This is a genomic window from Shewanella eurypsychrophilus (assembly GCF_007004545.3).
Taxonomy (GTDB): Bacteria; Pseudomonadota; Gammaproteobacteria; order Enterobacterales; family Shewanellaceae; genus Shewanella; species Shewanella eurypsychrophilus.
On the sequence record NZ_CP045503.2, the window covers coordinates 2508568 to 2534658 of the forward strand.

Below are 26091 nucleotides of genomic sequence, written 5' to 3' on the forward strand. Positions count from 1 at the left end.
TAAAGTTTATTGAATTGAAACTCGTTTGTTAATCGGCAAAAAGGGATCTTCATCACCATGATACAGACAAACGGCGCGTATTCTATGAGCTCTCGCTAAGGTGTCAACCGCTCTCTGCAGTATTTATGCATAATGACTTTATAGCTGACAAGATATCATTTAACTTCAAGGTGTTGAGATTGTTTTCTGAGGAGAATTTATAATTCACACAATAGTATTTTGGGTATATTGTTAACTAAAATAACGCTTTGTGTTGGCATGTATGCAAGTTAACAGGGAAAATACCAATCGGAATAAATGCAGGTTAAGTATTTCATCCAGTATTGCGCTGATTACTCATTCAATTGATTGAACATCCGCTAATAAGGCAAATAAAATTAAGTTGGCGGTTATTTATTAGACATATAGCGTTAATTTTCCGTACCAATAAGAATCGTTACTTGCTAGGATCGCTTTTTTGCTCTGAGTAATGGGATCTGACTTGAGTTCGCAACAACACCCGCTATCTAACAGTTATTTAAAACAGTGTTATCAGTCCGATGCTTCAAGGATCAAGCGTCGTCTCTTTAGACTCAATAAAGAGGTCGATTCGGATAAGAAGCGAGCGGATCTTGATAAGCTCGAGGCTCAGGCTGTTGCAGCATTCGAAAAAGTTGAGCGACGCCGACAAGCCCGTCCAGAGATCACCTATCCTGAAAGCTTACCAATATCCCAGAAGCGGGATGAGATTGCTCGAGCGATTGCTGGCAATCAGGTCGTTATTATCGCTGGGGAAACGGGCTCGGGTAAGACGACTCAGTTACCAAAAATCTGTTTAGAATTAGGCTTAGGTTGTCGCGGGTTAATTGGCCATACTCAACCCCGGCGTCTTGCGGCGCGAAGCGTTGCCAGCCGGGTTGCCGATGAGCTTAATAGCCCGCTCGGTGAGGTGGTAGGCTTTAAAGTTCGATTTGCCGATGCCATCAACCAAAACTCATATATTAAGTTGATGACAGACGGTATTTTACTGGCTGAACTCACTAACGATAAGCTTCTCGAACAATATGACACCATCATTATCGATGAGGCTCATGAGCGAAGCCTAAATATCGATTTTATCTTGGGTTATCTCAAGAATGTGTTGAAGAAGCGCCCAGATCTTAAGGTGATCATCACCTCGGCCACTATCGATCTGGAGAAGTTCTCTAAACATTTTAACGATGCACCGGTTATTGAGGTCTCAGGCCGTACTTATCCGGTGGAGACTCGCTATCGTCCTTTGGTGCGGGACGAAGGTGAAGATCTTGATCTCACCGAGGGCATATTCGAAGCGGTGGATGAACTGGTTGCCGAAGGGCCAGGCGATATTTTGATCTTTATGAACGGTGAGCGTGAGATCCGCGATGTAGCGGATCAACTCAACCGTCGTCAATACCGCGACACCGAGATTTTACCACTCTATGCCCGCCTGTCATATGGTGAGCAGTCTAAGGTATTTAAGAGTCATATTGGCCGCCGAATAGTGCTGGCCACTAACGTTGCAGAGACATCTCTGACGGTTCCCGGCATTCGTTACGTTATCGATCCCGGTACTGCGAGAATTAGCCGTTATAGTTACCGAACTAAAGTTCAACGTCTGCCTATCGAGCCTATCTCACAAGCCAGTGCCAACCAGCGTCAAGGACGTTGTGGCCGTGTTGCTGCGGGTATTTGTATCCGTTTATTTGCCGATGATGATTTCAATAACAGGCCCGAGTTTACCGATCCTGAGATCTTAAGGACTAACCTTGCCTCGGTTATCTTGAAAATGCTGTCAGTGGGCCTTGGCGACATAGAAGCATTTCCTTTCCTTCAATCGCCGGATCCCCGTTATATCCGTGATGGATTCCTGTTACTGGAAGAGTTAGAAGCGGTTAAACAATCACAAGGTCGCTTATCCTTGACGACATTGGGCAAGCAGCTTGCACATATTCCCGTGGATCCACGTCTGGCTCGTATGGTTATCGCCGCGAATGGTAATGGCTGTCTTCATGAAGCCTTGGTCATCACCTCTGCCTTGTCTATACAAGATCCCAGAGAGCGCCCCATGGACAAGAAACAGGCGGCGGATGAGGTGCACAAGAAGCACAGCGACAAGGACTCAGATTTTGTCTCATTCGTTAATCTGTGGGATCACCTAAAACTTCAACAGAAGTCCCTTTCCAGTAGTCAGTTCAGAAAGCAGTGTAAGAAAGAGTTTCTTGCCTACTTGAGGGTGCGTGAGTGGCAAGATCTCTATGCCCAGATGCGACAAGCCGTGCATGATTTGAAATGGCGTCTCAACAGCGAAGCTGCCGATTATGAACTGCTGCACAAGTCTCTGCTCACAGGTCTGTTGAGTCATGTGGGTTTCAAAGATAAAGACAACGAGTACCTCGGCGCACGTAATCGTAAATTCTTCGTATTTCCAGGATCGCCTCTGGCACGAAAAGGCCCTAAATGGATCATGGCCGCTGAGCTCACCGAGACCTCACGCCTGTTTGCACGATGTTGTGCAAAAATTCAACCTGAATGGATTGAGCCCTTGGCAGGCCATCTGGTTAAGAAAAACTATCTTGAGCCCCACTTTGAGGCGAAACAGGGCAGTGTGGTGGCCCTTGAAAATCAAATCCTCTATGGACTGACGATTGTTAACCGCCGTAAGACACAATACGGCCCTGTCAATCCACTGGAAGCGCGTGAAATCTTCATTCGCAGCGCCTTGGCCGATGGCGAGCTGCGAACCAACGAAGCCTTCTTTATCAAAAACCGCGACTTGCTCAAAGAGGTTGAGGACTTAGAGCACAAATCACGTCGTCGAGATATCTTGGTGGATGAGCAGGCCTTGGTGGATTTCTATGAGCCAAGGATCCCAGAAGGGATCTACAACGCACCAAAGTTCTTCAGCTGGTGGAAGCTTGAGCGTAAGAAAACCCCAGAGTTACTCGATTTCGAACGTGAGCAATTAATGCAGCGAGGAGATAGTCATATCTCGGCGCTGGATTTTCCGGATTTTTGGCATCAAGGCAACCTAAAGCTTTCCTTGAGTTATCATTTCGAGCCTTCGGCCGAAGATGATGGCGTGGCTGTGCATATTCCAGTTGCGCTACTCAATCAGATAGAAGATGTCGATTTTGACTGGCAGGTCCCCGGGCTAAGAGAAGAAAAGTGTATTGCTTTGATACGGTCTCTGCCTAAGAGCCTTAGACGTAATTTTGTTCCGGCGCCCGATTATGCTAATGCCTGTATGCAGGCGATGAAGCCCTTCGAGATGAGTTTCATCGATGCCATGTGTAAACAGTTGCTGCGCATGAGTGGCGTGCGCGTGAGCATCGATGATTTTGATCTCAGTCAATTGAGCAAGCACCTGTTAATGAATTTTAAGGTGGAGGATGATAGCGGCAAGTTAGTGGCTCAGTCACGAGACATTGAGCAGCTTAAAGCCAGCTTGCAAGGGCATGTTACTCAGGCTATTCGTAAAGTTGCCGATTCTGGCATCGAAAAAACTGAGCTAACCCAGTGGTCCTTCGGTGATCTACCAAAGGCATTTAAACAGAAGAAAGGCAATTTCGAGGTCAAGGCATTTCCGGCGCTAGTGGACGATAAATCCAGTGTTTCGATCAAATTATTTGATGATGAAAATGAGGCGGTTCGCTCCCATCAACTGGGTCTGCAGCGCTTGTTGTTAATCAATATACCGTCGCCGGTGAAACATCTGCAAAAAACCTTACCCAACAAGGCTAAACTGGCCATGTACTTTAACCCTTTCGGTCAAATACAGATCTTATTGGATGATATTTTATCGGCTGCGGTGCAGCAGCTACTCGATGAAAAAGGTCTGGATGTACGCTGTGAATCAGATTTTGAACAGGCTAAAGATTGGGTGAGACAAGAGCTTAATCCTACGGCGGCTAAGATAGCCCTCAGAGTCGAAGAGATATTAACCCTGTACCAAAAGGTAAAGAAGCGCTTGAAGGGCAAGATAAGCTTAGATATCGCCTTCGCGATGAGTGATATCCAGACTCAACTTGATAAGCTCGTATTCAGAGGCTTTGTCGAGGCTTGTGGCTGGAAGCGTTTACCCGACATGGTTCGGTATTTAAAAGCCATTGATAATCGCTTAGACAAGCTGCCTGTAGACCCTAATCGCGACCGCTTGCACATGCTCAGTATTGCCAATGTGCAGAAGGAACTGGATGGTCAATTAGCTAAAGTGCCGCGATCGGCAGCTATCCCTGAGTCACTGCTTGAGGCGAGATGGATGATCGAAGAGTATCGAGTCTCCTGTTTTGCACAAGTATTAGGGACCGCTTATCCGATCTCTGAAAAGCGCGTATTAAATAAAATCGAGCAGAATTAACTCTGTAGTAAAATAATCACTAGTGATTAAAAAGCACTCATCATTTGATGAGTGCTTTTTTTTTGAGCATATTGAGAGTGAGAAAAATATTGAGACCCTACCTATTAAGGTGTAATTTTAACAATTTCGTCACCTGGCAGGTTGATATTTAATCGGTTGTAACTCATTGTTTAGATGATGCTGAATAGTTACGCCCTGTTGCTTTGGCACGCTTCAATCTAAATACCTGTTTACACAGGGTGATCTAAGATTTATTTGCATAAAAAGGATGATCCAGATCAAGCTAATAGACCTTTACCAAATTGTGGGTATACTGTTTGTTACCAACTTGCGACTATGATCACCGGCACGTAAAGAGCATGAAAAAACAGAACGTTAGTTTCTATGAAAATCTTGAGCCAATGTTTGTTGACTCAACTTGCGAAGGGTTGAAGCCCTAAGTTGGAGTGTTTATGAATTCCATTTCAGTATTTTTTCCCCAGATAGATAAGGAACGCCCCCATGTCGTTACCTGAGGCGCATATCTCAAGCCTACTTGTTCAGGTTAGTCCTGAACATTTAGATGAAACTAAAAAAAGAATTGAAGCATTTGATGAAGCCGAAATTTATGGCGTCAGTGAAGTTGGAAAAATCGTTGTAGTCCTAGAGACTCAAGCAGAAGGCTTTATTACCGACGTGATTGAAAAAATTAATAATATGCCAGGCGTGCTTGGTGCCACTATGGTTTATCACCAAATTGATAGTGAACCCAATAACGATACTGATAACAGTTATAGTGTTAGCGAGGAACAAGTATGAAAATGTCTAGACGTGAGTTTATCAAAGCAAATGCAGCGGCATCAGCTGCAGCACTTGCAGGGATCACTCTTCCAGCCACAGCAACGAATTTAATTGCATCGAGTGAACAATCAAAAATTCATTGGGATAAAGCGCCTTGTCGTTTCTGTGGTACAGGTTGCTCGGTACTTGTTGGGACTCAAGAGGGTAAAGTTGTTGCGACTCAAGGCGACCCTGAAGCGCCTGTCAACAAAGGACTTAACTGTATTAAGGGTTACTTCCTTTCAAAAATCATGTACGGCAACGATCGCTTAACTCAGCCACTGTTACGTCAAACTAATGGAAAATTTGATAAAAATGGTGACTTTGCACCAGTAAGCTGGGATCAAGCCTTCGATATCATGGCTGATAAGTGGAAAGCGGCTTTAAAAGAGAAAGGGCCTACCAGTGTGGGCATGTTTGGCTCTGGTCAGTGGACCGTAATGGAAGGCTATGCTGCATCTAAGATGATGAAAGCAGGTTTTCGCTCTAACAACATCGACCCTAATGCACGTCACTGTATGGCTTCAGCCGTTGGTGGCTTTATGCGTAGCTTTGGTATCGATGAGCCAATGGGTTGTTATGATGATTTCGAAGAAGCCGATGCCTTTGTGTTATGGGGCTCGAATATGGCAGAGATGCACCCCATTTTATGGAGTCGCATCACCGACCGTCGCTTAAGTCATCCCCATGTGAAAGTGAACGTATTATCAACCTATTATCACCGTTCATTTGAACTTGCTGATAAAGGCTATATCTTTAAGCCGCAAACCGATCTTGCGATAGCCAACTTTATTGCTCACTACATCATTGAAAACGATGCAGTCAACTGGGATTTTGTTACTAAGCATACCCATTTCAAGCAAGCCACTACAGACATTGGTTATGGTCTAAGGGATGAGCATCCGCTGCAACAAAAGGCAGCTAACCCCAATGTAGGTAAAATACATTCAATTGACTTTGAAGAGTATAAAAAATCAGTAGCGCCATATACGCTTGAAAAAACAGCTGAAATGACCGGTCTAACTGAAGAGAAACTGATCACACTCGCTAAGCAGTTTGCCGATCCAAAGATTAAGGTGATGTCACTTTGGACTATGGGGATGAATCAACATACCCGTGGTGTGTGGATGAACTCTTTGGTTTATAACATTCATCTTTTAGTGGGTAAAATATCAACTCCTGGTAATGGACCATTCTCGTTAACTGGCCAACCTTCGGCGTGCGGTACTGCACGTGAAGTGGGAACGTTCTCGCATCGTTTACCTGCAGACATGGTCGTTGCCAACCCTAAGCATCGAAAGCTTGCTGAGAAGCTATGGAAAATTCCTGAAGGCACTATTCCACCAAAGCCTGGGTTCCATGCAGTACAGCAAGACCGTAAATTAAATGACGGTGTGCTTAATGCTTACTGGACTATGTGTAACAACAATATGCAGGCCGGTCCTAACATCAATGGTGAGCGTTTACCTGGCTACCGTAATCCGAAAAACTTTATTGTTTGTTCAGACCCATACCCAACGGCAACAGCACAAGCGGCTGACCTTATCTTACCGACTTCTATGTGGGTAGAAAAAGAGGGGGCTTACGGTAATGCTGAGCGTCGTACTCAGGTTTGGTATCAGCAGGTTAAAGCGCCTGGTGAATCTAAATCAGATTTATGGCAGATTATGGAATTTGCAAAACGCTTCAAAATTGAAGAAGTGTGGACCGAAGAACTGATCGCTAAGATGCCAGAAGTACGTGGTAAGAATATGTGTGAAGTGTTATTCGAAAACGGCCAAGTAAATAAGTTCCCATTATCAGAAGCGCAAGCGCTCAATGATGATGCACAAGATCAAGGTTACTATGTTCAAAAAGGTCTATTTGAAGAGTACGCAAGCTTTGGACGTGGACATGGCCATGATTTAGCGCCATACGAACGCTACCATAAAGAGCGTGGTTTACGCTGGCCTGTTGTCGATGGCAAAGAGACAAAATGGCGCTTTAAAGAGGGTTCAGATCCCTATGTTGGCAAAGGCAAAGGATTTGAATTCTATGGCAAGCCAGATGGCAAAGCGTGGATAATCTCAGCACCTTACGAGGCGCCACCAGAATCTCCAGATGAAGAGTTTCCTCTCTGGTTATGTACTGGTCGTGTACTTGAGCATTGGCATACGGGAACCATGACACGTCGTGTACCTGAGCTTTATAAGGCCGTCCCTGATGGGCTTTGTTACATGCATCCAGATGATGCTAAGTCTCATGGTGTACGTCGTGGTGATGAAGTGCTAATGAGTAACAAGCGTGGTGATATTCGTGTTCGTGTAGAGACTCGAGGCCGTAACCGTCCACCAAAAGGTTTGGTGTTTGTGCCTTTCTTTGATGCACGTATCTTAATTAATAAACTTATTTTAGATGCAACCGATCCGTTATCGAAACAGACAGACTATAAAAAGTGTCCTGTTAAAATTACTAAAATAGCATAAGGCAGGGTTAGGATGAAAAAATCAATTTTATTGACGTTGAGCATTACCTTAACTCTGATCAGTGGTTTTGCTATCAGTCAGGATCGTGGTATTGGTGGTGTTGAGTCTTTACGCGGCACTGCTGAGTTAGAAGTCACAAGAGCGGCAGATCCTATGAAGAAGGTGCCGCGAGATCAGGTGGATATTGAAAGCAGTTATGTGTTTCAGCCACCACTGATCCCGCATCACATCAGAAGCTATGAAGTCTCTCTTAATGCAAACAAGTGTTTATCATGCCATGGTTGGAAAAATGCCAAGCAGATGGGCGCGACTAAAATTAGTGTGACTCACTTTACTAATCGAAACGATGAAGTGTTGGCTGATGTTTCTCCTCGACGATACTTTTGCCTGCAGTGTCACGTGACACAAGCAGATGCGAAACCGTTAGTGGGTAACTCGTTTGAACGTGTTCAGTCACTGCAAAAATAGAATAGGCAGGTAATAATATGAAATTAATTATTAATGCCTTAAAAGGCTTCTGGAGCATATTGAGGCGGCCGAGTAAAGCCGCGGTAGGTATCGTTCTATTTATGGGCTTTGCAGGTGGACTCATGTTCTGGGGTGCATTTAACACAGGTATGGAAGCGACAAACACTGAAGAGTTTTGTTCTGGATGTCACGCCCCAATTGTGGCGGAAATTCGAGAAACTATTCACTACGCTAACCGCTCTGGTGTTCGTGCTATCTGTTCAGATTGTCACGTGCCTCATGCTTGGACGGATAAAATCATCCGTAAAGTTCAGGCTTCTAAAGAACTGTTTGCGTATTTTGTTACTCAAACCATTAACTCGCCAGAGAAGTTCAAAGAGCGACGCGCTCATTTAGCCGAAAGGGAGTGGGCAAGAATGAAAAAGAACGACTCTTTAGAGTGTCGTAACTGTCATAACTTTGAATTTATGGACTTCTCTGAGCAGAGCCCACGCAGTGTTAGACAGCACTCTACTGCGCTTGCTAGTGGTGAAAAGACCTGTGTGGATTGCCATAAAGGTATTGCCCATAGATTACCAGATATGCACAAAGTTGAAGGTTGGAATTAAGGAGCCATTATGAGTACATTAGAGAATGTTATATGGCATGTCCTTGGCTACAGCGCCATGCCGGTCATTATACTAGGTGGTTTTTCTGTCGTTGCAGTTGCCTCTATTTGGATTCTGTCCAAAACAGCAGATAAGTAAAGAGGCTTGTATCAGTCGGCTAAGAGCAAGGTGACTTAAACCGACTGGTATTAAACAATAAATGATGCAATAAAACCTAAAAGCCTGACTTTAATATTAAAGTCAGGCTTTTTTATGCGCTGCACTTCTACTTTGGTGCCTGATATGACCCCCTAAAAGTGGACACCTTATATAAGCGATAAGGTGCCATGAAAATAATAACTCGTAAGACCCACACAGCAGCCTTCAAATTAGCTGCTGTTCAACAATCCTTAAACTCTCCCGATACAGTAAAGGCTTTAGCTGGTAAATTAGGTATCCATCCCGCTTTGCTCAGTAAATGGAGAGCTCAATTGACGTCGAAGAAACACACTTCTAAACCTATTAAAAATGTCGGTCCTAATAAGGGGCTAGCTGAACTTGAACGTGAAAACCGTGGGCTAAAAAAACGATTAGAGCGTGCAGAGTTGGAGAACGATATCTTAAAAAAGGCGAAGGAGTTCTTCGACAAACACCAGGGATAAAGTTTCAGTTTATCCAAGGTTATTGCTCAACTCGAAGAACGATAAAATTGCTCTGTGATATTTTTGGTGTATCTCGCTCAGGCTATTACAGCTGGCTTGTTCGTAAGCCTTCTCAACGCGATAAAGATAACGAAGTACTGTCTGACTTTCTCAAAGAAAAGATAGCTGAGCACAGGAGCATAGCGGGTTATAGGAAGTTATGGCTGGATGCTGTAGCTAATGGTTTCGATTGTAATAAAAAGCGAGTACAAAGCTTGTTACAGGTGTTTGATTACAGGTCTAAAGCATGTAAAAGGAAGTTCGGTGTAGTGAAGCCTAGGTTGATTGAAACAAGAGCGCCGAATTACTTAAACAGAGAGTTTGAAGTAGCTAAACCTAATACTGTTTGGGTATCAGATATTACACAAATTAGGTGCAAAGAGGGCTGGCAGTATCTATGTGTCATCATCGATTTGTACTCACGTAAAGTGGTGGGCTGGGCAACGAGCTACATAAATTCGAGCGAACTGGTGATGAAGTCACTCAAACAAGCTTGGGTAGAACGAAGGCCAAATGGGAGTGAGCTGATGTTTCACTCTGACCAGGGGGCTCAATACAGAAGCTTTGAAGTACTTAAGTGGCTAACGAAGCGTAAGGTCACAGTGAGTATGTCGAGAAAGGGGAATTGCTGGGATAATGCTTGCTCAGAAAGCTTTTTTGCTCAGTTAAAGAAAGAATGGTTCTCTAACTTAGAAGAGCTAAGCAGAAAAGAAATGACAACACAGTGTCGATTTTATATCGATGATTATTATAATATGGTGAGAAGACATGGGACTCTAAATGGAGTGAGTCCCATAGTATTTGAATCAAGAATTTAAACCCTGTGTCCACTTTACTGGGGTCATATCAGCCTAGTGCCTAGTGCCTAGTGCCTAGTAACTTAAACCTTAAACCGGATAAACTTGCTGCACCGACTCTATGATCATCTCCCTGAGCCATCGATGACTCGGGTCTAAGTCAAAATGCCTGTGCCAGAGTAAAACGTAAGTACCCGGCACGAGTTTAGTGGGAACAGGCAGTGTGATTAGTTGGTAATGTCCCAACATCTCCTTGGCGTATTTGGCGGGGGAGCAAAGAATGAGATCGCTCTTCTCACAGAGCAGCATGGCACTATTGAAGTCGGTGAGGTTAATGGCGATATCTCGTTTCAGGTGCTGTATTTGTAGCACATCGTCTAATAGCCATTGGGCGATACCGCCAAAGGTCACTTGCAGGTGACGATATTTAAGAAATGTGTCTAAATTCCACTCTTCTTTTAATAAGGGGTGGTCTTTTCTTACCAGACACACAGAATGATCGCGAGTCAGTTCGGTATAGTTAAGCTCGTCGGGTAGATTCTTTATGTGTAAAAGGGAGCGTTCATCCCATTCTCGGCAGGCTATCCCAATATCGGTTTCGCAGCGTAATAACTTATCCATGCTCTGGCTGTGCCAAGTTTTACTGTCGATACTGACATTCGGTGCCTGTTTGAGCAGCTCGGGCATAAAATTGGGATAGGTGAGTGAGTAAGCCGTCTCAACCAATTCTATACGAAATTTTCTCCGGCTCAAGGAGGGATCAAACTCGCTGGGTCTGGTTAGCTGTTCGACTTGATTGAGGACCCGTCGTAATTCTGGTGCCAGTTGCTTGGCCTTAGGCGTCGGTCGAAGACCATAGGCGGTGCGCTCAAACAGTTTATCGTCGAAGGTTTCTCTGAGCTTTGAAAGCTGTTTGCTCACCGCCGACTGGCTCAGGTGTAGACGCGCCGCCGCTGCGGTGACGCTTTGCTCTTCGAGTAATACTTCAAGTACCGTGAGTAAGTTAAAGTCAAAATTCTTCAATCAACTACCGCCATTAAGGTTTTAATTTGTCCAAGAAAATTAAATATTCTCTCTTGGCTTAGTGTAATTATTTTTATCCGAAAAACAAGGAGATGATTGGCACAAACATAGCGCCTCAGCCATAGTTATAGAAGGTTGAATTTGACATGTTAGATAATTGGAGAGGGCAAGTGATACATCCTAATAAACATTATTTACTCTTTGTGCTATTTATCTTCTTAGTGTTTATCAGTTTCACTGTTACCGCAGAGTTTAAGCCTAAGTCAAATGCTGCTAAGCATTGGGTTAATAATGAGTTCCAGCCATCAACTTTGACTGTAGATGAGCAGATGCAAGAGATGGCCTGGTTTACATCGGCCAGTCAACCATTTGTGGGCATGAAAATCCGTGTGGTGTCCGAGCGAATTGCGACCCATTGGTATGAGGCCAGTACGTTGGCAAAGGCTTTTTATGAGATCACTGGTATTCATGTTGTGCATGAATTAACTGGTGAAGATGATGTGATCAAGAAGTTGTCTGCACAGATCATGACCCAGCAAAATCTCTATGATGCTTATATCAATGACAGCGACTTGATAGGGACTCACTTTAGATCCAATGCGGTGGTTTCTCTGTCTGATTTCATGAAATTAGAGGGAGAAAGTGTCACCTTACCTACGTTAGATCTACAGGACTTTATCGGACTTAAATTTACCACTGGCCCCGATGGTCACTTGTATCAGTTACCTGATCAGCAGTTTGCCAACCTCTACTGGTATCGCCATGATTGGTTCAATCGAAAAGATTTCCAGAAACGATTCAGATCCCGTTATGGCTATGAGCTTGGGGTGCCACAAAACTGGCAGGCTTATGAAGATATCGCTGAGTTTTTCAGTGAAGATATTAAGGAGATTGATGGCGAACGTATTTATGGTCATATGGATTATGCTAAAACAGATCCCTCTCTGGGTTGGCGTATGTCCGATGCTTGGCTTTCCATGGCTGGAGTGGGAGATAAAGGGTTACCCAATGGTTTACCTGTCGATGAGTGGGGAATACGCGTAGAAGGATGCCACCCGGTCGGAGCCAGCGTTGAGCGAGGTGGGGCGTTAAATGGTCCGGCGGCAGTCTATGCGGTGGATAAGTTCATCTATTGGTTAAACCGATTCGCACCAGAAGAGTCGATTCACCTCAACTTTACTCAGGCCGGAGAGTGGCCAGGAAAAGGGCTAATCGCCCAACAGATCTTCTGGTATACGGCATTTGTTGCCGATCTAACGAATCCTAGCTTGCCTGTCGTTAATCAAGATGGCACCCCAAAATGGCGCGTGGCACCATCGCCTGTCGGCAAGTATTGGCAGGCAGGAATGAAATCTGGTTATCAGGATGCGGGCTCATGGACGTTACTTAAATCGACACCTCTGAAGCGCCAACAGGCGGCCTGGCTCTATGCTCAGTTCGTCGTCTCGAAAACGGTGTCATTAAAGAAGACCTTAGTGGGGCTAACGCCTATTAGGCGATCCGATATAGAGTCTGAAGTGATGACGCAGCGAGCCCCTTATCTCGGCGGTTTGGTAGAGTTTTATCGCAGCCGAGGTCGTGACGTATGGACGCCAACCGGTACCAATGTGCCGGATTATCCTGGGCTCGCTAATTATTGGTGGCAATATATCTCCTTGATCATAGAGGGTAAGGTTACCACTCAGAAAGGCATGGATAATTTTGCCGCCGCGGTTGATGAGCGATTAGCATTAATCGCCGATAATAATGGAATGAGCTGCGAGCCTAAGTTAAACCCTAAATCGACACGTGAATTCTGGCTTGAAAAAACAGGATCGCCTAAGCAAAAAATACTCCAGCAGCCCAAGGGAAGAACCCTTCAATATGAGGAGGCAATTAATGTGTGGCAATAATGGGAGATATGGTCTTCTCACTAGTGTGCTTATCATCATGTCACTGACTGTGACCCAACTAAGGGCTGAAACTTTGCAGATCCTCACCTATGAGGAGTCTCCCTTCGCCTTAAGAGTTGGAAAGACGCATAAGGGGCTGTTGGTTGACATGTTAAAGGAGCTATTTTCCCGTACCGATCTTCAATATGAACTTAAGTTTATTCCACTTAAACGAGCCATCATTACCACAGAAAGGATGCCGGGTCATTGCGTGCTTCCCGTTGGTCGCAGTCAAGAGAGGGAAGCGAGTTTTCACTGGATAAGTCCAGTGCTGGTATCTCGTTACGGCCTCTATAGCCGAGATGATGTCATCATTCCCCTAACCACACTCAGTGATGCTAAACCTTATACAATTGGGAGTTTTCTGGGCAGTGGCATAGGCGAATACCTCACCGATCTTGGCTTCGATGTCGACCTTGCATCTGTGAGTGCACAAAATTTACGTAAGCTTAAGCGCTCCAGGATTGAACTCTGGGCGGCTGAATTGATCAGTGCCCGGGAGCAGATGCAGAAACAGGCGATTAACTTTGGTGCTCCCGAGCTTATCTTCTACACCTCATTACGTGCAATGGCATGCAATCGTGAGATGTCTCTAGAGACAACATTGAAGCTGGAACAGGCGTTGACCAGCATGTACCTTGATGGCTATATGAGTGAACTCTATCTTGAATATGGCGTGGAAATATAGGACTAAATATAGGGTTTATCGCTTAATACTCAGTCCATAGATACTCAGGCCACAGGTATTATGTGGCCGGAGTTTAATCATCAGACGTTCTTACTCAGTTGGTCCATTATGTTGCGGTTGAGGTAATCGCTGAAATCATCACCGTGGTTTTGTAACATCTTGGGAAACATGGAGATGGGAGTTAGACCTGGAAAGGTATTAATCTCATTGAGAAGAATCTCATTGTCCTGGGTGAGAAAGAAGTCGATACGGGACAGATGACTGAGCTTCATTCCCTTAAATATCTTGACTGCATATTCACGGATCTCTTGGCTGACACTCTCACTGATATCGGCAACCACCTTAGTTTCTGCCTGACTGTTCTCGGCGTACTTTTCCTCGAAGGTGTAGAAGGTGTTGCTCGCACAGATGATCTCACCAGGCTGAGTCGCAATGACTTCGCCATTGATTTCGTAAACGGCCACTTCTAGCTCTCTGGCTTCAATGGTCTTTTCAATGATGACATAGGGTGAATAGGTGAAAGCTTGTTTCAATGACTCAGTTAGCTCTTCTTGGCTGTCTACACGGTAACAACCTACCGAGGACCCTTGTGACGCGGCTTTGATGAATATAGAGCCCCAAGATACTAAAGCCTGCTTGGCCTGAGTGATGGCGTCATCATTAAATTCATTGAGAAAAATATAGGGGGTATTGGGGATCCCAAGCGCCGAGAACCACATTTTTGCGGTGACCTTATTGAAGCAATTACGACTCGCTTCTGAATCGCAACCAAAATAGGGCAAGTTGATCAGCTCGAAATAGGACTGAATATCACCCGTTTCTCCCGGGTAACCGTGAATGCAGGGAATGACGTAATCTACTGGCCAAGGTGCTTTATTCGTATCGTCAAAACGGATCTGCTTGCGGTTGGTCAATTCACAGAGTTCGCCGTCGCTAGTCCGATAATGGCCCTGGGCATCAAGCTCGACTTTCAATAGGTTTATATGGGCAAGTTTGGCCAGTGAGGCTTCAAAAAATTTGGCTGACATTAGTGATATAGCGTGTTCATCCCCACCGCCACCACATAATAATAGTAGATTCGTTTGGCTCATTGTCTCTCCATATCCTGACAGTATTCTCGATTGCAGGCTCACTATGACGCTATGGTTATTTATTGCAACCACAGACACCAAACTTCTGCACTAAGTGATGATTTTCTATGCTGAGTCGATTTATCTATACTCGAATATCAGCCCCCGCAACTTATACTCGTCTTTCCAGCAACTTAATACTTGTCTTTCCAGCAACTTAATACTTGTCTTTCCCGCAACTTAATACTCGTCATTCCCGCAATGCTTGTGGGCGGAAATCCAGCCCCTTTGATGATTCTTCGAATGAAGGCTGATTACATTTTCTGGTTTAGCTTTTGGCTGAGTTGGTATTGAGGAGTGTGTTTGAAAGTCGTACTTTCATGTCAACCTAACGCTTCCCAGCGGAGGGCTATGTAGACACTTCTGCGAGTCGCCGCAAGCACATCCCTGTGGGCTCTGCGATGACTTCCATGTCATCGAAGCTCGCAGCCGTATCTACACTTGATTATCTGTCTCTTCGATTTTGATTTTGTTGGTTGAGTCGCTAGATCAGAAATGGCCAAAGTTTGCTAGCCTTGGAATGAAAGCTTAATACATGTTTTTGGTCGTTACTTTTCGTCATTCCGGCAATTCAATACTCATCTTTCCCGCAACTTTATACTCATCTTTCCCACAACTTAATACTCGTCATTCCCGCAATGCTTGTGGGCGGGAATCTAGCTCTTTGGTGATTCTTCGAATGAAGACTGATTACATTTTTTGTTCGATTCACTTGGCTTAATTCGTATTGGGATTTGTGATTGAAGGTCGTACCTTCAATGTAACCAAACGCCTGTCCGGCGAGGAATGTGCAGCTACTTCTGCGGCGCGCTGACTATTGATTTCATAAGAGTTATCCCTATACGCTCTGCGGCTTCACTGATGTGAATGGATTCACAAATGCCGTGGAGACATGGATGTCATAGAACGGCCCTGAAGCCGAACTCCGCAGTCGCACCTACACTCGGTTATTTCTCTCTTCGATTGTGGTTATGGCTAGTGTTCCGTAACTCACTTATGTCCCAAAGTGAGTTATAAATTGATATCTCTTGAGGTAAAGCTATTTTCACCTCCCCTTAAAAAGGTAATACCACCTTTAATCAGATGGCCAGATTCGTTATATAGCTATACCTCTACCTCTAGGCACTAACTGTGATGGAAGAACAAGTTAACATTGCCGCGTCTCACCTAACGCGATACGCTCTGTGATATGAATGATATATTACTAATAATTATTACTATCGCTGCAGGATTTTTAGGCTTCGGCGCGTTAATCTTTGGAGCTCTTGGTCTTTATTCTGTTGCCGAGCAAAAAGGTGTACTAGGCATATCAATATATATTGCTTGCTGGTTGTTTCTAGGACCCTTCATAGCGACGATGTCGATAATAGCGGGTCTATATCTATTGTTTCAACTCGTAAACGGTTCTAGTGCAAGTACCACCTAGCTCCAAAATAATAGTGCCACCCTCATTAAATAATTGATTAATAATGGTTGGCTAAATTTTTTGTTGATTTGCCGCCGCGTTCAACATGCAAATGCGCCAATACGATCATTAAGGCCAATAACATTCTGACCTTAAACAGGCTGACACAGACACGTTTATGCGCCAAAGTCTGCTAGCCTTCGAATGAAGACTGGTTATTGGCAGCTTTATTTTTGAGTAGTCGTTTGAAGTTCGTTCCTTCATTGTAACCTTACGCCTGTTGGCGAGGATTGTGCAGTCTTTATTTTGAGAAGGTTCTGCGAGTCGCAGCAAGTCTATCCATGGAAGCTCTGCCAAATAATCACTGATCTGGAAGCTCGCACGCAGCCATATCTACACTTGATTATCTATCTCTTCGATTTTGATTTTGTTGGTTGAGTCGCTAAATCAGAAATGGTCAAAGTTTGCTAGCCTGGAATGAAAGCTTAATACATGTTTTTGGTCGTTACTTTTCGTTATTCCGGCAATTCAATACTCATCTTCCCAGCAACTTTATACTCATCTTTCCCGCAACTTAATACTCGTCATTCCCGCAATGCTTGTGGGCGGGAATCCAGCCCCCTTTGATGATTCTTCGAATGAAGGCTGATTACATTTTCTGGTTTAGCTTTTGGCTGAGTTGATATTGAGGAGTGTGTTTGAAGCTCGTTCCTCCATGGTTATCTATCGCCTGTCCGGCGAGATTGTGCACTCTGATTTTATAAGAGTACATCTGACCTCCAAGGGCCAATGATACTCCCGGTATCATTATGGCATTCCCTACATCCCTGTAGGTCAAGGAGGGAATGCCAATTTTTGTATGGAACAAAAATGGCCATGTAGTCTCTGCGGCAGCGTCCATGCTGCCGAAGCTTTCTTTAGCAACAAACCCTGAAGCAAGCATGTGCCACAGTAGAAACTGTCATGATAATGCAGTAGTTGAATGCTTTTTTCATTGTTGAAGAAAGATAGAGTGAAGCGGAGAAGCGATAAAAGCAGGGACGAGTCACACTCCGAGAGATTAGCTACTGCTAACCCCCTAGAACAGTAGTTAATTCATTGAATTCAGTCTATTGTTTTTATACTAATTAGGTAAATTAATTTACAATAGTGATGTTTAAACAACAACATTAATGATGGCTATAATGACAAATGATAAACCGTGGTTAAAACAATATCCTGAGGATGTGCCCACAAGAATAGATTCAAGTATGTATAACAATATCAATGATTTGTTTAAAGAGTCTTTTAGTGCACATGCTAAAAAAGCAGCATATATTAATATGGGACATAGCTTATCCTACCAAGATCTCGAAAATAAAAGTAACGCTTTTGCTGCTTATCTACAATCTGAACTAAAAATGAAAAAAGGCGAACGAATCGCCTTGATGATGCCTAATTTATTGCAATATCCCATAACTATTCTAGGTGCATTAAAAGCAGGGCTCATTATTGTAAATGTTAATCCACTTTATACCCCTCGAGAGTTAAAACATCAATTACGAGACTCTGGGTCCAGTGCTATTGTTGCCGTAACAAATTTTGGTAATAACCTTCAGCAAATACTGCATGAGACTAACATTAAGCATGTTATTTTAACCAAAATAGGCGATGAGTTAGCTATTCATAAGCGTACATTGGTTAACTTTCTTATCAAACATGTCAAAAAAATAGTGCCTAAATATCATATTACCGACGCTATTTCATTGCGTAGAGCGTTAACCGAAGGCAAGAAACTTCCCTTTATTGATCCCCAAATAACAGTAGATGATTTAGCATACCTCCAATATACAGGTGGAACGACGGGTCCTGCGAAAGGGGCAATGCTTACTCATAGTAATATTATTTCTAACGTTCTACAGGTTCATGCTCATTTTAGCCCAAGAACCTTATATGATAAGGAATATGCAGTAACCCCACTTCCGCTTTATCATATTTTTGCCAACTCAGTGAGTATGATGTTTATGCTCTTTCTCGGTGCAACGAATTTACTCATTACCAATCCAAGAGATATAGATGGTTTCGTAGCAGATTTAAGTAAATATCCATTCACAATGGTTTTTGGTTTAAATACACTTTTTAATGGTCTAAACAATCATGCTGGTTTTCAAGAATTAGATTTTAGTCACGCTCGTTTTACTATTGCAGGTGGAATGCCGACGCAGAAACATATTGCTGATCGTTGGCTAGAGCTCACTGGAATGCCTGTCATTGAAGGTTATGGCTTAACTGAATGTTCCCCAGTGGTCGCTGCAGGTACTCATCAACAACAATCATTTATTTCTTCAATTGGTGTTCCTTTACCCAGCACTGAACTCCGTATCGTTAATGATAAAAATGAACCTTTAGGTCCCAACCAAATTGGTGAAATTCAAATTAGAGGGCCCCAAGTGATGAAAGGCTATTGGCAACAAGAAGCCGAAACCAATACTGTAATGCATGCAGGAGGTTGGTTAAGCTCTGGCGATATAGGAAGAATGGATGACGATGGGATTTTTTATATTGAAGACCGTAAAAAAGATATGATTCTAGTTTCGGGATTTAATGTTTTTCCAACTGAAATTGAAGAAGTTGCAACACTTCACCCTCACATCCTTGAAGCTGCGGCCATTGGCATTCCTGATGACGCCACAGGAGAAAAAGTTAAATTATTTATTGTACGCAAAGGTAATGTGACGGTTGATGAGATAAAAAAACATTGTAGAAAATATCTTACCGGTTATAAAAACCCAAGGATAATCGAATTTAGAGATGAATTGCCAAAATCAAATGTTGGGAAGATCTTACGTCGAGAATTGCGAGATTCATAGGAGCTATTGCTGACGTCTTAAGGATAACCAACATATTTGGCATAGATAAAGGAGATAAAGGGGTAAGAGCGAATTAGGGGGGTTAGATAAACTAAGATACTTTTTCTAATCAATGTCAGGCTTATTCGACTCAATGATCTAAAACGTTTTTGTCCAAAAGTGAGTTACTAACAGTAAACCCCAATCGTAGAGATGAATAATCAGGTGTAGATGCAGCTGAGAGCTTCGATGACATGGATGTCATCGCAGAGACTACAGGGATTGTACTTGCGGCGGCTCACAGAGGTATCTGCACATTAGCCTGCTGCAGGCAATAAACACCAATGAAGCTTTGGTACTCAGTAAACTAACCAAGTATCAAACCAGCCAAATGAACCCTACTCAAAGAATATTTAAGTAACTTGTTATCCGACAAGCACAAAAAAATAGGACTGGCACATCTTTATTATCTGATGTTTATTAAGTGTCGATAGCTGGTTTGATAATCCAGATAATCAAGTGGTATCGGGCTAAGGCTGCCATTGTGTTCCAACACCAAGGAGGGAAAGCCTTGAATGGGCAGTGCCCGAACCTGGTGGATTTCTGTCATCAAGTCATGGTTTATCGCCTCGCTACTCAGTTGCAGGGCAAACTCTTTGGGGTCTATGTCTAAGTTTATGGATGCGGCAATTGATATTAGGGTGGTGAGATCAGATGGGTTCATGGCTTTCAGGTAGTAGGCCTGCTGAATGCCATCAAGCATGGCTTGTTCTAGACCTTGCTCCCGTGCGATCAAGGCGGCGCGGCACGCCGGATAGGTCGAGCGCCTAGGCTGGCACTGGCGCCAAAAGTCGAAATTAAACTCGGTACCAAGCTCAACCGCTATCTTATGCCAGGTCTGCTCGAGAAAGGCTTTCATCTCATCTGGCATAGGCAGATCTGAATCAGGAGCCAGACCACCGAGACGATATTCGACGCTTATTCCTGATTCTCTTAGCGCTGCCCTGAGCTTATTCCAGGTTGGGGCATAGCCCCAGCACCAACTGCACATAGGATCGTAGACGTAATAGAGTGTTGGTTTGCGGCTATTGTTCATTTGCATATTGTCTACAGCCATAGTCGCCTCGCCAGTCCAGATGAGCGCTTGGTTGCCTGCAGGCTGGCCTGCTCGAAGACGGTTTGACTCCCCAAACAGGTAAAGTGATGCTTGGCTCGGGTGATGGCCGTATACACCAGCTCCTTGGTGAGTAGCTGTTTCTGCGCCTGGCTGGGCCAGAGGGGGAGCACCATGGCGACCTTGCTAAACTCACTGCCTTGACTCTTATGTACTGTCATGGCGAAACAGGTATCGTGGCTCGGCAGGCGTGCGGGGAGTACCTTCAAGATACTGCCATCGGCCTGGATAAAGTGAGCCATCAAGCGGGGGGCTGTGTGGGTTGCTTGCTGGTGGGCGCTATCGGGTAAGATGAGGCCGATATCACCGTTAAACAGGCCTAAGTTATAATCATTGCTCTGTATGATGACGGGGCGTCCCGGGTAGAACTCGTGTTCAGGCGAGATTAACTTGGCCTGTTTCAAGGCGTCTTTGACTCCCTGATTGATGCCATCGACGCCGTATTCGCCCGCGCGCATGGCGCACAATATACGGAACTCGTTGTAACACTCTATGATATCCAGAGGATCACTTTGCGGATCTTTAGCCATTTCCAGATACGCCCTGTAGTGACTCACTGACTGAGTCAGTAACTGTTCGAGTCCGGCATTTCCTGTGCTTGTTTTCTGATGTTCAATCCAATACAGCTCATCGTAGCCTGATTGCCACACCTGCATGATGCGTGACTTATCTGAATTATTGACGGCACTTGCTAACTGGCCGATCCCCGCGTCGCCCTTAAATCTATGGCTGTGCATCAACATGCATAAACTGTCACCTATGCCTGGGGATGCGCTGATAAAGCCACTTAAATCATGACCTGTTAGCTGAGATAAACGTTTGGCATAGGGAGCCGAGTAACACATCTGCCATTTTTCCGATTGGCTCTTGTCTGCCTTGAGCCCGGCGCAGATATCGGCGAGTACGGCGCCAGCTTCGACTGAGGCCAGCTGATCCTGATCGCCCAGCAAGATGAGCCTGGCATGGCTAGGTAAGGCCGACAGTAACTTGTGCATCATGGGCAGGTCGACCATGGAGGCTTCATCGACGACTAACAGATCCAACCTGAGAGGATTATCCTTGTGGTGGCGAAATTGAGGTGAGTTAGGGATCACGCCAAGTAACCTGTGCAGGGTCGATGCTTCCTCGGGAACCCGGCTTAAGCTATTGATATCGATTTTGTCGGCGAAGGGGGCCAGTTCAGATTTTAATCGCACCTTAGAGGCCTTGATTGATTCACTGAGTCTGGCGGCTGCCTTACCCGTTGGGGCGACCAGCTTGATGGTCAAGTCGGCTTCTTGGGTCATTAGAAACAGGAGTTTGGTGACTGTGGTGGTTTTTCCCGTGCCTGGCCCGCCGGTTATTACTGCCAGGCGTTTGGTGAAGGCGGTGGCCGTGGCTATCTTCTGCCAATCATACACACTCTCATGCTTAGGAAAAGGGGACTCTGTGGCCGCATTTTTTGGGGGATTGTGGGGAAACAGTATGTTCAAGGTCTCCTGCGTCGCAGTGGGTAGCCCTTGGACCTCATCTTGGGCAAGGTATCTAAGTTTGTCTGCTACCTGAGTCTCAAATTGATAATAGCGCTGCAGATAGAGAGAGCCTTGATCTAATACCAGAGGCGTCGAGCTACTCTCCTGCAGGCTATCTTGAGGAACACTATCTTGAGGTACCCCAATCGCACTGAACTGACTCAATAAGGCCATAAGTTCGGCGTGACTGCAGGTGATTTTACACTGGGCAGTCTGCTCATTCATGGGGTTATCCAGCGAGATTTGCTCTATGGGCAAACAGGTGTGCTGCTGGGAAAGCTGATGACTGAGCAGGGCACATATGAGTAGAAACAACTCATTGTGAGACTCGTTGTGCTGGTCAAGCTGTTGTCGATGAAACTCAGCGAGCTCGAGTGCAAAATGACGATCCAATGGGGTGATGAGTCGCTCGATTTCCCATGATTTAAGCAGGGCTTTTATGGATTGCTTTGACTGGATCATAACTTAAGCCCCATCTGATCATTATCTATTGCCGCCTGTAGCGCTTTTTTGTGCGCCATATCATCCACAGGTGGTGTTTGTTTACTGTCAAATAGTGCGTCTAGGGCCTGAATAAGCGCTTTAGGCGGCTTATCATAGAAGATCCCTGACAGTGGTGAATCCACCGACATGCCACGCAGGAAGAGGTAATAACTGCCACCAATGTGCTGGTCATAATCGTAGTGGGTCATTCTCAAATTTAAGTATCTGTGCAGGGCTAAGGTATAGATGATGTACTGCAAGTCGTATCTGTGGCTACGAATGGCGCCTGCCATAGCGTCAATACCATAATGAGAAAACTCATCACCCAGATGGTTCGATTTGTAATCGGCGATAAAAAATTGTCCTTTATGCTCGAAGGTCAGATCGATAAAGCCTTTAAGCATCCCCTTGAGGGATTCAAAATTGAGTCCGGCGCTGTAACCATAACCTTCGAGCAGTTCATTGAGCTCATCCGCCTTAAGCTGATCAATGGGCAGATAAAACTCCATCTCCACCAACTTTTGACTCGGGGTCAGCTGAGCGAGTGTCAGTGAGCCATCTTGAGTCAGGGGCGCGTCGAGAATATCCAGATACCAAGTATTGAGCATGCTAAACCAAGACTCATCGATGCCATATTTCTCCATGGCGACGGGCAGCTGTACTGGCAATTCAGCCTCGGCCAAGGTGAAATCAATCAGCTCAAGCACTAGGTGCATAAAGCTACCGGCATTGGCACCACGCTCGAAGGTAAATCGAGAAGGAGTCGAGTCGACTTCATCCTGGATTATCTCAAGCTCGGGGAAACTTTCATCATCGGCGCCGGGGGCAACACGCTCATGGGGCAAGTCTTTGACTAACCCCGAGTAACTGCCCACTCGCCATGGAGTATAACGTTTACGTTTAAGTTTTCTGGGGGCTAAGGTAAGCTTTTTATCTGTGACTCTGATCAAGGATTGCGTCGAGACATCAGGTTCAACTTCACTGACACTGATGGCATCACAGATTAACGCTTGGGCCTGGGTTTGAATGCGAGAAAAATCACAGGCTTTATCTTCTATTCCCAGCAGGTAGCCAATGCCGGTCTCGTGGAGTTGACTGGTGATCCCGGCTTTTTTGGTGAACCGGCTATGGTTGGCGATATAGAGATAGCATTGATAAACAGGCCGCGTGATGGCGACATATAACAAGCGCAGATCTTCGGCTAAGTTTTCCCGTTTATGACGCTCCCAGCCTTCATCTGTTTGCTCAATGTCCCATATAAGCCGATTGTTATCATGGTAAAGCATGGGGGCTGGCTTACGGCGATTATCCCGGGCCAGACTGACAAAGGGAATAAAGCAGACGGGATACTCGAGTCCCTTACTCTTATGTATGGTGACGATTTGCACTAGGTTCTGTTCACTCGCGAGCCTGAGCTGTGCCTCTTCGTTGCCATTGTTGGCGATAAGGGCTTGCTCGTACCAGTTAACCAGGGCGCTAATACCGTCCAGCTCAGTAGCCTTTTGTTGTAACAGTTCGGCTAAGTGCCTGAAATCGGTCAGACGTCGCTCGCCATCTTCGCCTTGGAGTAGGCGCTCGATAAGCAGAGTCTCATTGGCCAGACTGAGCAGGGCGGGCATGATCCCGCGCCTCAACCAATGTTGATGCAGATTATCAAATTGCTCCAGCAAGTCTTGCCTAATCATTTCATCTTGGTTGAATCCATGAATTGCTACGGCGTTATAACCCAGTAAAGAGGTGGTTAGGGCAGAGCGCAATGCTCGCTCATCTTTAGGCGTGGCTAAGGCGTGTAACACCAAAGCCAATTCCCGGGCTTCTAAGGTATTAAATACGCTGTCGCGGCTTAAGAATACCGAGCCAATTTGGCGCTGAGATAATGATTCACGTATTACCCCTGCTTCGTTTCTATCACGCACCAGCACGGCGATATCTTGGGCTTTGAGCGCCTTACCACTGATGCAGCATTGACCCTGTTGAGATTCCGTCAGCAACCTTGTTATTTCGGCGGCGGCGTCTTCGGCTAAACGCTTTCTGGCGCTGGCTTTGTTGAGTCCCTTATCCGGGTCTTCGCTCAGCAGCTTTATCTTCAGCGCCGAAGCGTCTCTATTTTGTTCGACGAATATTTTCTTATCGGAGAAGGGGGACGGCTGCACCGACTCGAACACAATCGCCTCATTGATAAAAGGATCGTCTCGATTCTCAAACAGGGCGTTGACCGACAAGACCATGTTGCGGCTAGAGCGGTAGTTGGTGCCTAAGCTATAGTGCTGCTCGGTTTGCTCTCGGGCCTGAATATAGGTGTGAATATCGGCGCCCCTGAAGGCATAAATGGCCTGTTTGGGATCGCCAATCATCAAGAGACTCACCCCTTTGGATGTTGGCTTACTCTGGTTATTATCAGCACTATTATCGGTGTTATTCTCGAAACTATAGTCTGCCGTTGAGGTCCATTCTTGTTGATAGATCCGGTTAAAGATAGCGAACTGCAGGGGATCGGTATCTTGAAACTCATCGATGAGGGCCACGGGAAAACGCTTGGCTATCAGGTTAGCCAAGCTATTGCTGTTCTCAGTAATATCACCAGTGTCCGGCCGCAGGGCGTGTTCCAGAGTGAGCAAGAGATCGTCCGGTGTCATCAAATTACGCTCAGACTTTTGCAATGAAAAACGTTTCGATATGCCGGCTCTGGCACAATAGAGGAAGCTTGGAATGAAATCTTTGATGAGTAAACACAGGCGCTCGATATGATCCAGAACTGGGGCTTGTTCCGGGGTCGGGACTTCGCCGCCTTTATTGAGTTTTAGCCCGCTCAGGGAAAGACTCTCCATCACCTTCAACGGTGGCAGGCTGGTACTGAACTTACACCAGTTGTCCATGGCATCGAGCATGATGGCCAATTTGGGGTAAGCATCAGGCTTCTTACCGAAACGTACGCCATTGAGGGGCAGCGAATGCAGTAAGGTTTCTATAGCTTCACGTTCTCTGGGCCAGATGATCTTGAGTCGGCTCATGCTCTGTGTGAGCGTGCCCTGGAGCTTGGTAAAGTCTTCGGGCTGTGGATGAGCATTGGCCTGACTGGCACCAAGAAGAGGTCTAAGTTGTTTAGACAGGGCGTCGGGATCGGTAAACTTTTTCTGAATGATCTCTGCAAGGCACTCAGGCAGTGGATAACAGTGTTCACGCCAAAAATCGCGCACTGCATGGTGCAGAAACTCGCTGTCATCTAGCGTAAATTCTGATTCGAACAGCAGAGATGACTCAAAAGCCATGTCGGCCAATATTCGCTGACAAAATCCATGAATAGTAAAAATGGAGGCTTCATCCAGAGACTTAAGTGCCAAGTCCAGACGTTTAAGGGCCAAGGGTCGCATCGACTCTGGCGTGGCGCTGTGCAGAGACGCGAGCAGTTCATCACCGGTATCTATGCCAACAAAGTGGCGGTAAGCCAGTTGGATCTTGTTGCGAATACGATCCCTGAGCTCGCCGGTGGCCGCATTGGTGAAGGTCACGACCAATATCTGCTGACACGTGAGGGGTTTGTCGATGCCGTGACCGAGCAATAGGCGCACATACAGGCCGGCTATGGTGTAGGTTTTGCCTGTGCCCGCACTGGCTTCGATAAGGCGACTGCCCCCGAAAGGTAAGGTGAGGGTATCTAAGGGCTGAGACTGTTTATTTTTCATCGTCGTGACAGCTGGGATAGTCGGACTGCTTGTTGAAGGCG

The 26091-nt window shown here is 45.3% G+C and carries 16 protein-coding genes and 1 pseudogene; 11 read left to right on the forward strand and 6 right to left on the reverse strand.

The window, feature by feature from the left end:
• Positions 1–469: 469 nt before the first annotated feature.
• The 7 genes from hrpA to FM038_RS10645 all read left to right on the forward strand — a co-directional run bounded on the left by hrpA (position 470) and on the right by FM038_RS10645 (position 10215).
• Positions 470–4357, forward strand: a complete 3888-nt coding sequence (gene hrpA / locus FM038_RS10615) for an ATP-dependent RNA helicase HrpA (protein ID WP_142870702.1) — start codon at positions 470–472, stop codon at positions 4355–4357.
• Positions 4358–4858: 501 nt separating this feature from the next.
• On the forward strand, positions 4859–5155 hold the full coding sequence (locus FM038_RS10620; RefSeq protein WP_142870701.1) for a chaperone NapD: 297 nt from the start codon (positions 4859–4861) through the stop codon (positions 5153–5155).
• Entirely contained in the window at positions 5152–7641 is a 2490-nt protein-coding gene (napA, locus tag FM038_RS10625; protein WP_142870700.1) for a nitrate reductase catalytic subunit NapA, read from the forward strand. Before FM038_RS10620 ends, napA begins: the two co-directional genes overlap by 4 nt.
• A gap of 12 nt (positions 7642–7653) precedes the next feature.
• Complete coding sequence (locus FM038_RS10630; RefSeq protein WP_142870699.1) at positions 7654–8109, forward strand: nitrate reductase cytochrome c-type subunit; 456 nt, start codon at positions 7654–7656, stop codon at positions 8107–8109.
• A 17-nt stretch (positions 8110–8126) separates the two neighbouring features.
• Complete coding sequence (locus FM038_RS10635) at positions 8127–8717, forward strand: NapC/NirT family cytochrome c (protein ID WP_142870698.1); 591 nt, start codon at positions 8127–8129, stop codon at positions 8715–8717.
• A 9-nt stretch (positions 8718–8726) separates the two neighbouring features.
• Complete coding sequence (locus tag FM038_RS10640; RefSeq protein ID WP_142870697.1) at positions 8727–8855, forward strand: TIGR02808 family protein; 129 nt, start codon at positions 8727–8729, stop codon at positions 8853–8855.
• A gap of 188 nt (positions 8856–9043) precedes the next feature.
• A protein-coding gene (locus FM038_RS10645; RefSeq protein WP_142872721.1) for an IS3 family transposase occupies positions 9044–10215 on the forward strand; the annotation gives its coding sequence in 2 pieces (ribosomal slippage) (positions 9044–9314 and positions 9314–10215; 1173 coding nt in all).
• A 69-nt stretch (positions 10216–10284) separates the two neighbouring features.
• On the opposite strand, the gene FM038_RS10650 is transcribed toward FM038_RS10645, so the two are convergent.
• Positions 10285–11217, reverse strand: a complete 933-nt coding sequence (locus FM038_RS10650) for a LysR family transcriptional regulator (protein ID WP_142870695.1) — start codon at positions 11215–11217, stop codon at positions 10285–10287.
• 170 nt (positions 11218–11387) lie between these two features.
• Here FM038_RS10650 and FM038_RS10655 point away from each other — a divergent pair, with 170 nt between their 5' ends.
• Entirely contained in the window at positions 11388–13109 is a 1722-nt protein-coding gene (locus FM038_RS10655; protein WP_142870871.1) for an ABC transporter substrate-binding protein, read from the forward strand.
• Complete coding sequence (locus FM038_RS10660) at positions 13096–13836, forward strand: substrate-binding periplasmic protein (protein WP_142870694.1); 741 nt, start codon at positions 13096–13098, stop codon at positions 13834–13836. Before FM038_RS10655 ends, FM038_RS10660 begins: the two co-directional genes overlap by 14 nt.
• Positions 13837–13916: 80 nt before the next feature.
• Here FM038_RS10660 and FM038_RS10665 read toward each other — a convergent pair whose 3' ends face one another.
• Both FM038_RS10665 and FM038_RS25300 read right to left on the reverse strand, forming a co-directional pair.
• Entirely contained in the window at positions 13917–14927 is a 1011-nt protein-coding gene (locus tag FM038_RS10665) for a D-alanine--D-alanine ligase (RefSeq protein WP_142870693.1), read from the reverse strand.
• Between the two features lie 2093 nt (positions 14928–17020).
• Positions 17021–17143, reverse strand: coding sequence for a hypothetical protein (locus FM038_RS25300; RefSeq protein ID WP_272877525.1), 123 nt, complete (start codon positions 17141–17143; stop codon positions 17021–17023).
• Between the two features lie 154 nt (positions 17144–17297).
• On the opposite strand from FM038_RS25300, the pseudogene FM038_RS10670 reads away from it, so the two are divergent.
• Positions 17298–17428 (forward strand): annotated as a pseudogene (locus tag FM038_RS10670) (IS3 family transposase); the annotation flags it as partial.
• A 115-nt stretch (positions 17429–17543) separates the two neighbouring features.
• Positions 17544–19220: an AMP-binding protein gene (locus FM038_RS10675; RefSeq protein WP_142870692.1), complete on the forward strand. Its 1677-nt coding sequence runs from the start codon at positions 17544–17546 to the stop codon at positions 19218–19220.
• A 445-nt stretch (positions 19221–19665) separates the two neighbouring features.
• Here the strand turns inward: FM038_RS10675 and FM038_RS10680 are convergent, their stop codons facing one another.
• Genes FM038_RS10680 through recB form a run of 3 tightly spaced genes read right to left on the reverse strand, consistent with a single transcriptional unit; the run spans position 19666 to position 26050 of the window.
• On the reverse strand, positions 19666–20316 hold the full coding sequence (locus FM038_RS10680) for a DsbA family protein (RefSeq protein WP_142870691.1): 651 nt from the start codon (positions 20314–20316) through the stop codon (positions 19666–19668).
• Positions 20307–22346, reverse strand: a complete 2040-nt coding sequence (gene recD, locus FM038_RS10685; RefSeq protein WP_142870690.1) for an exodeoxyribonuclease V subunit alpha — start codon at positions 22344–22346, stop codon at positions 20307–20309. Before recD ends, FM038_RS10680 begins: the two co-directional genes overlap by 10 nt.
• Complete coding sequence (gene recB, locus FM038_RS10690; RefSeq protein ID WP_142870870.1) at positions 22343–26050, reverse strand: exodeoxyribonuclease V subunit beta; 3708 nt, start codon at positions 26048–26050, stop codon at positions 22343–22345. Before recB ends, recD begins: the two co-directional genes overlap by 4 nt.
• Positions 26051–26091: the final 41 nt, after the last annotated feature.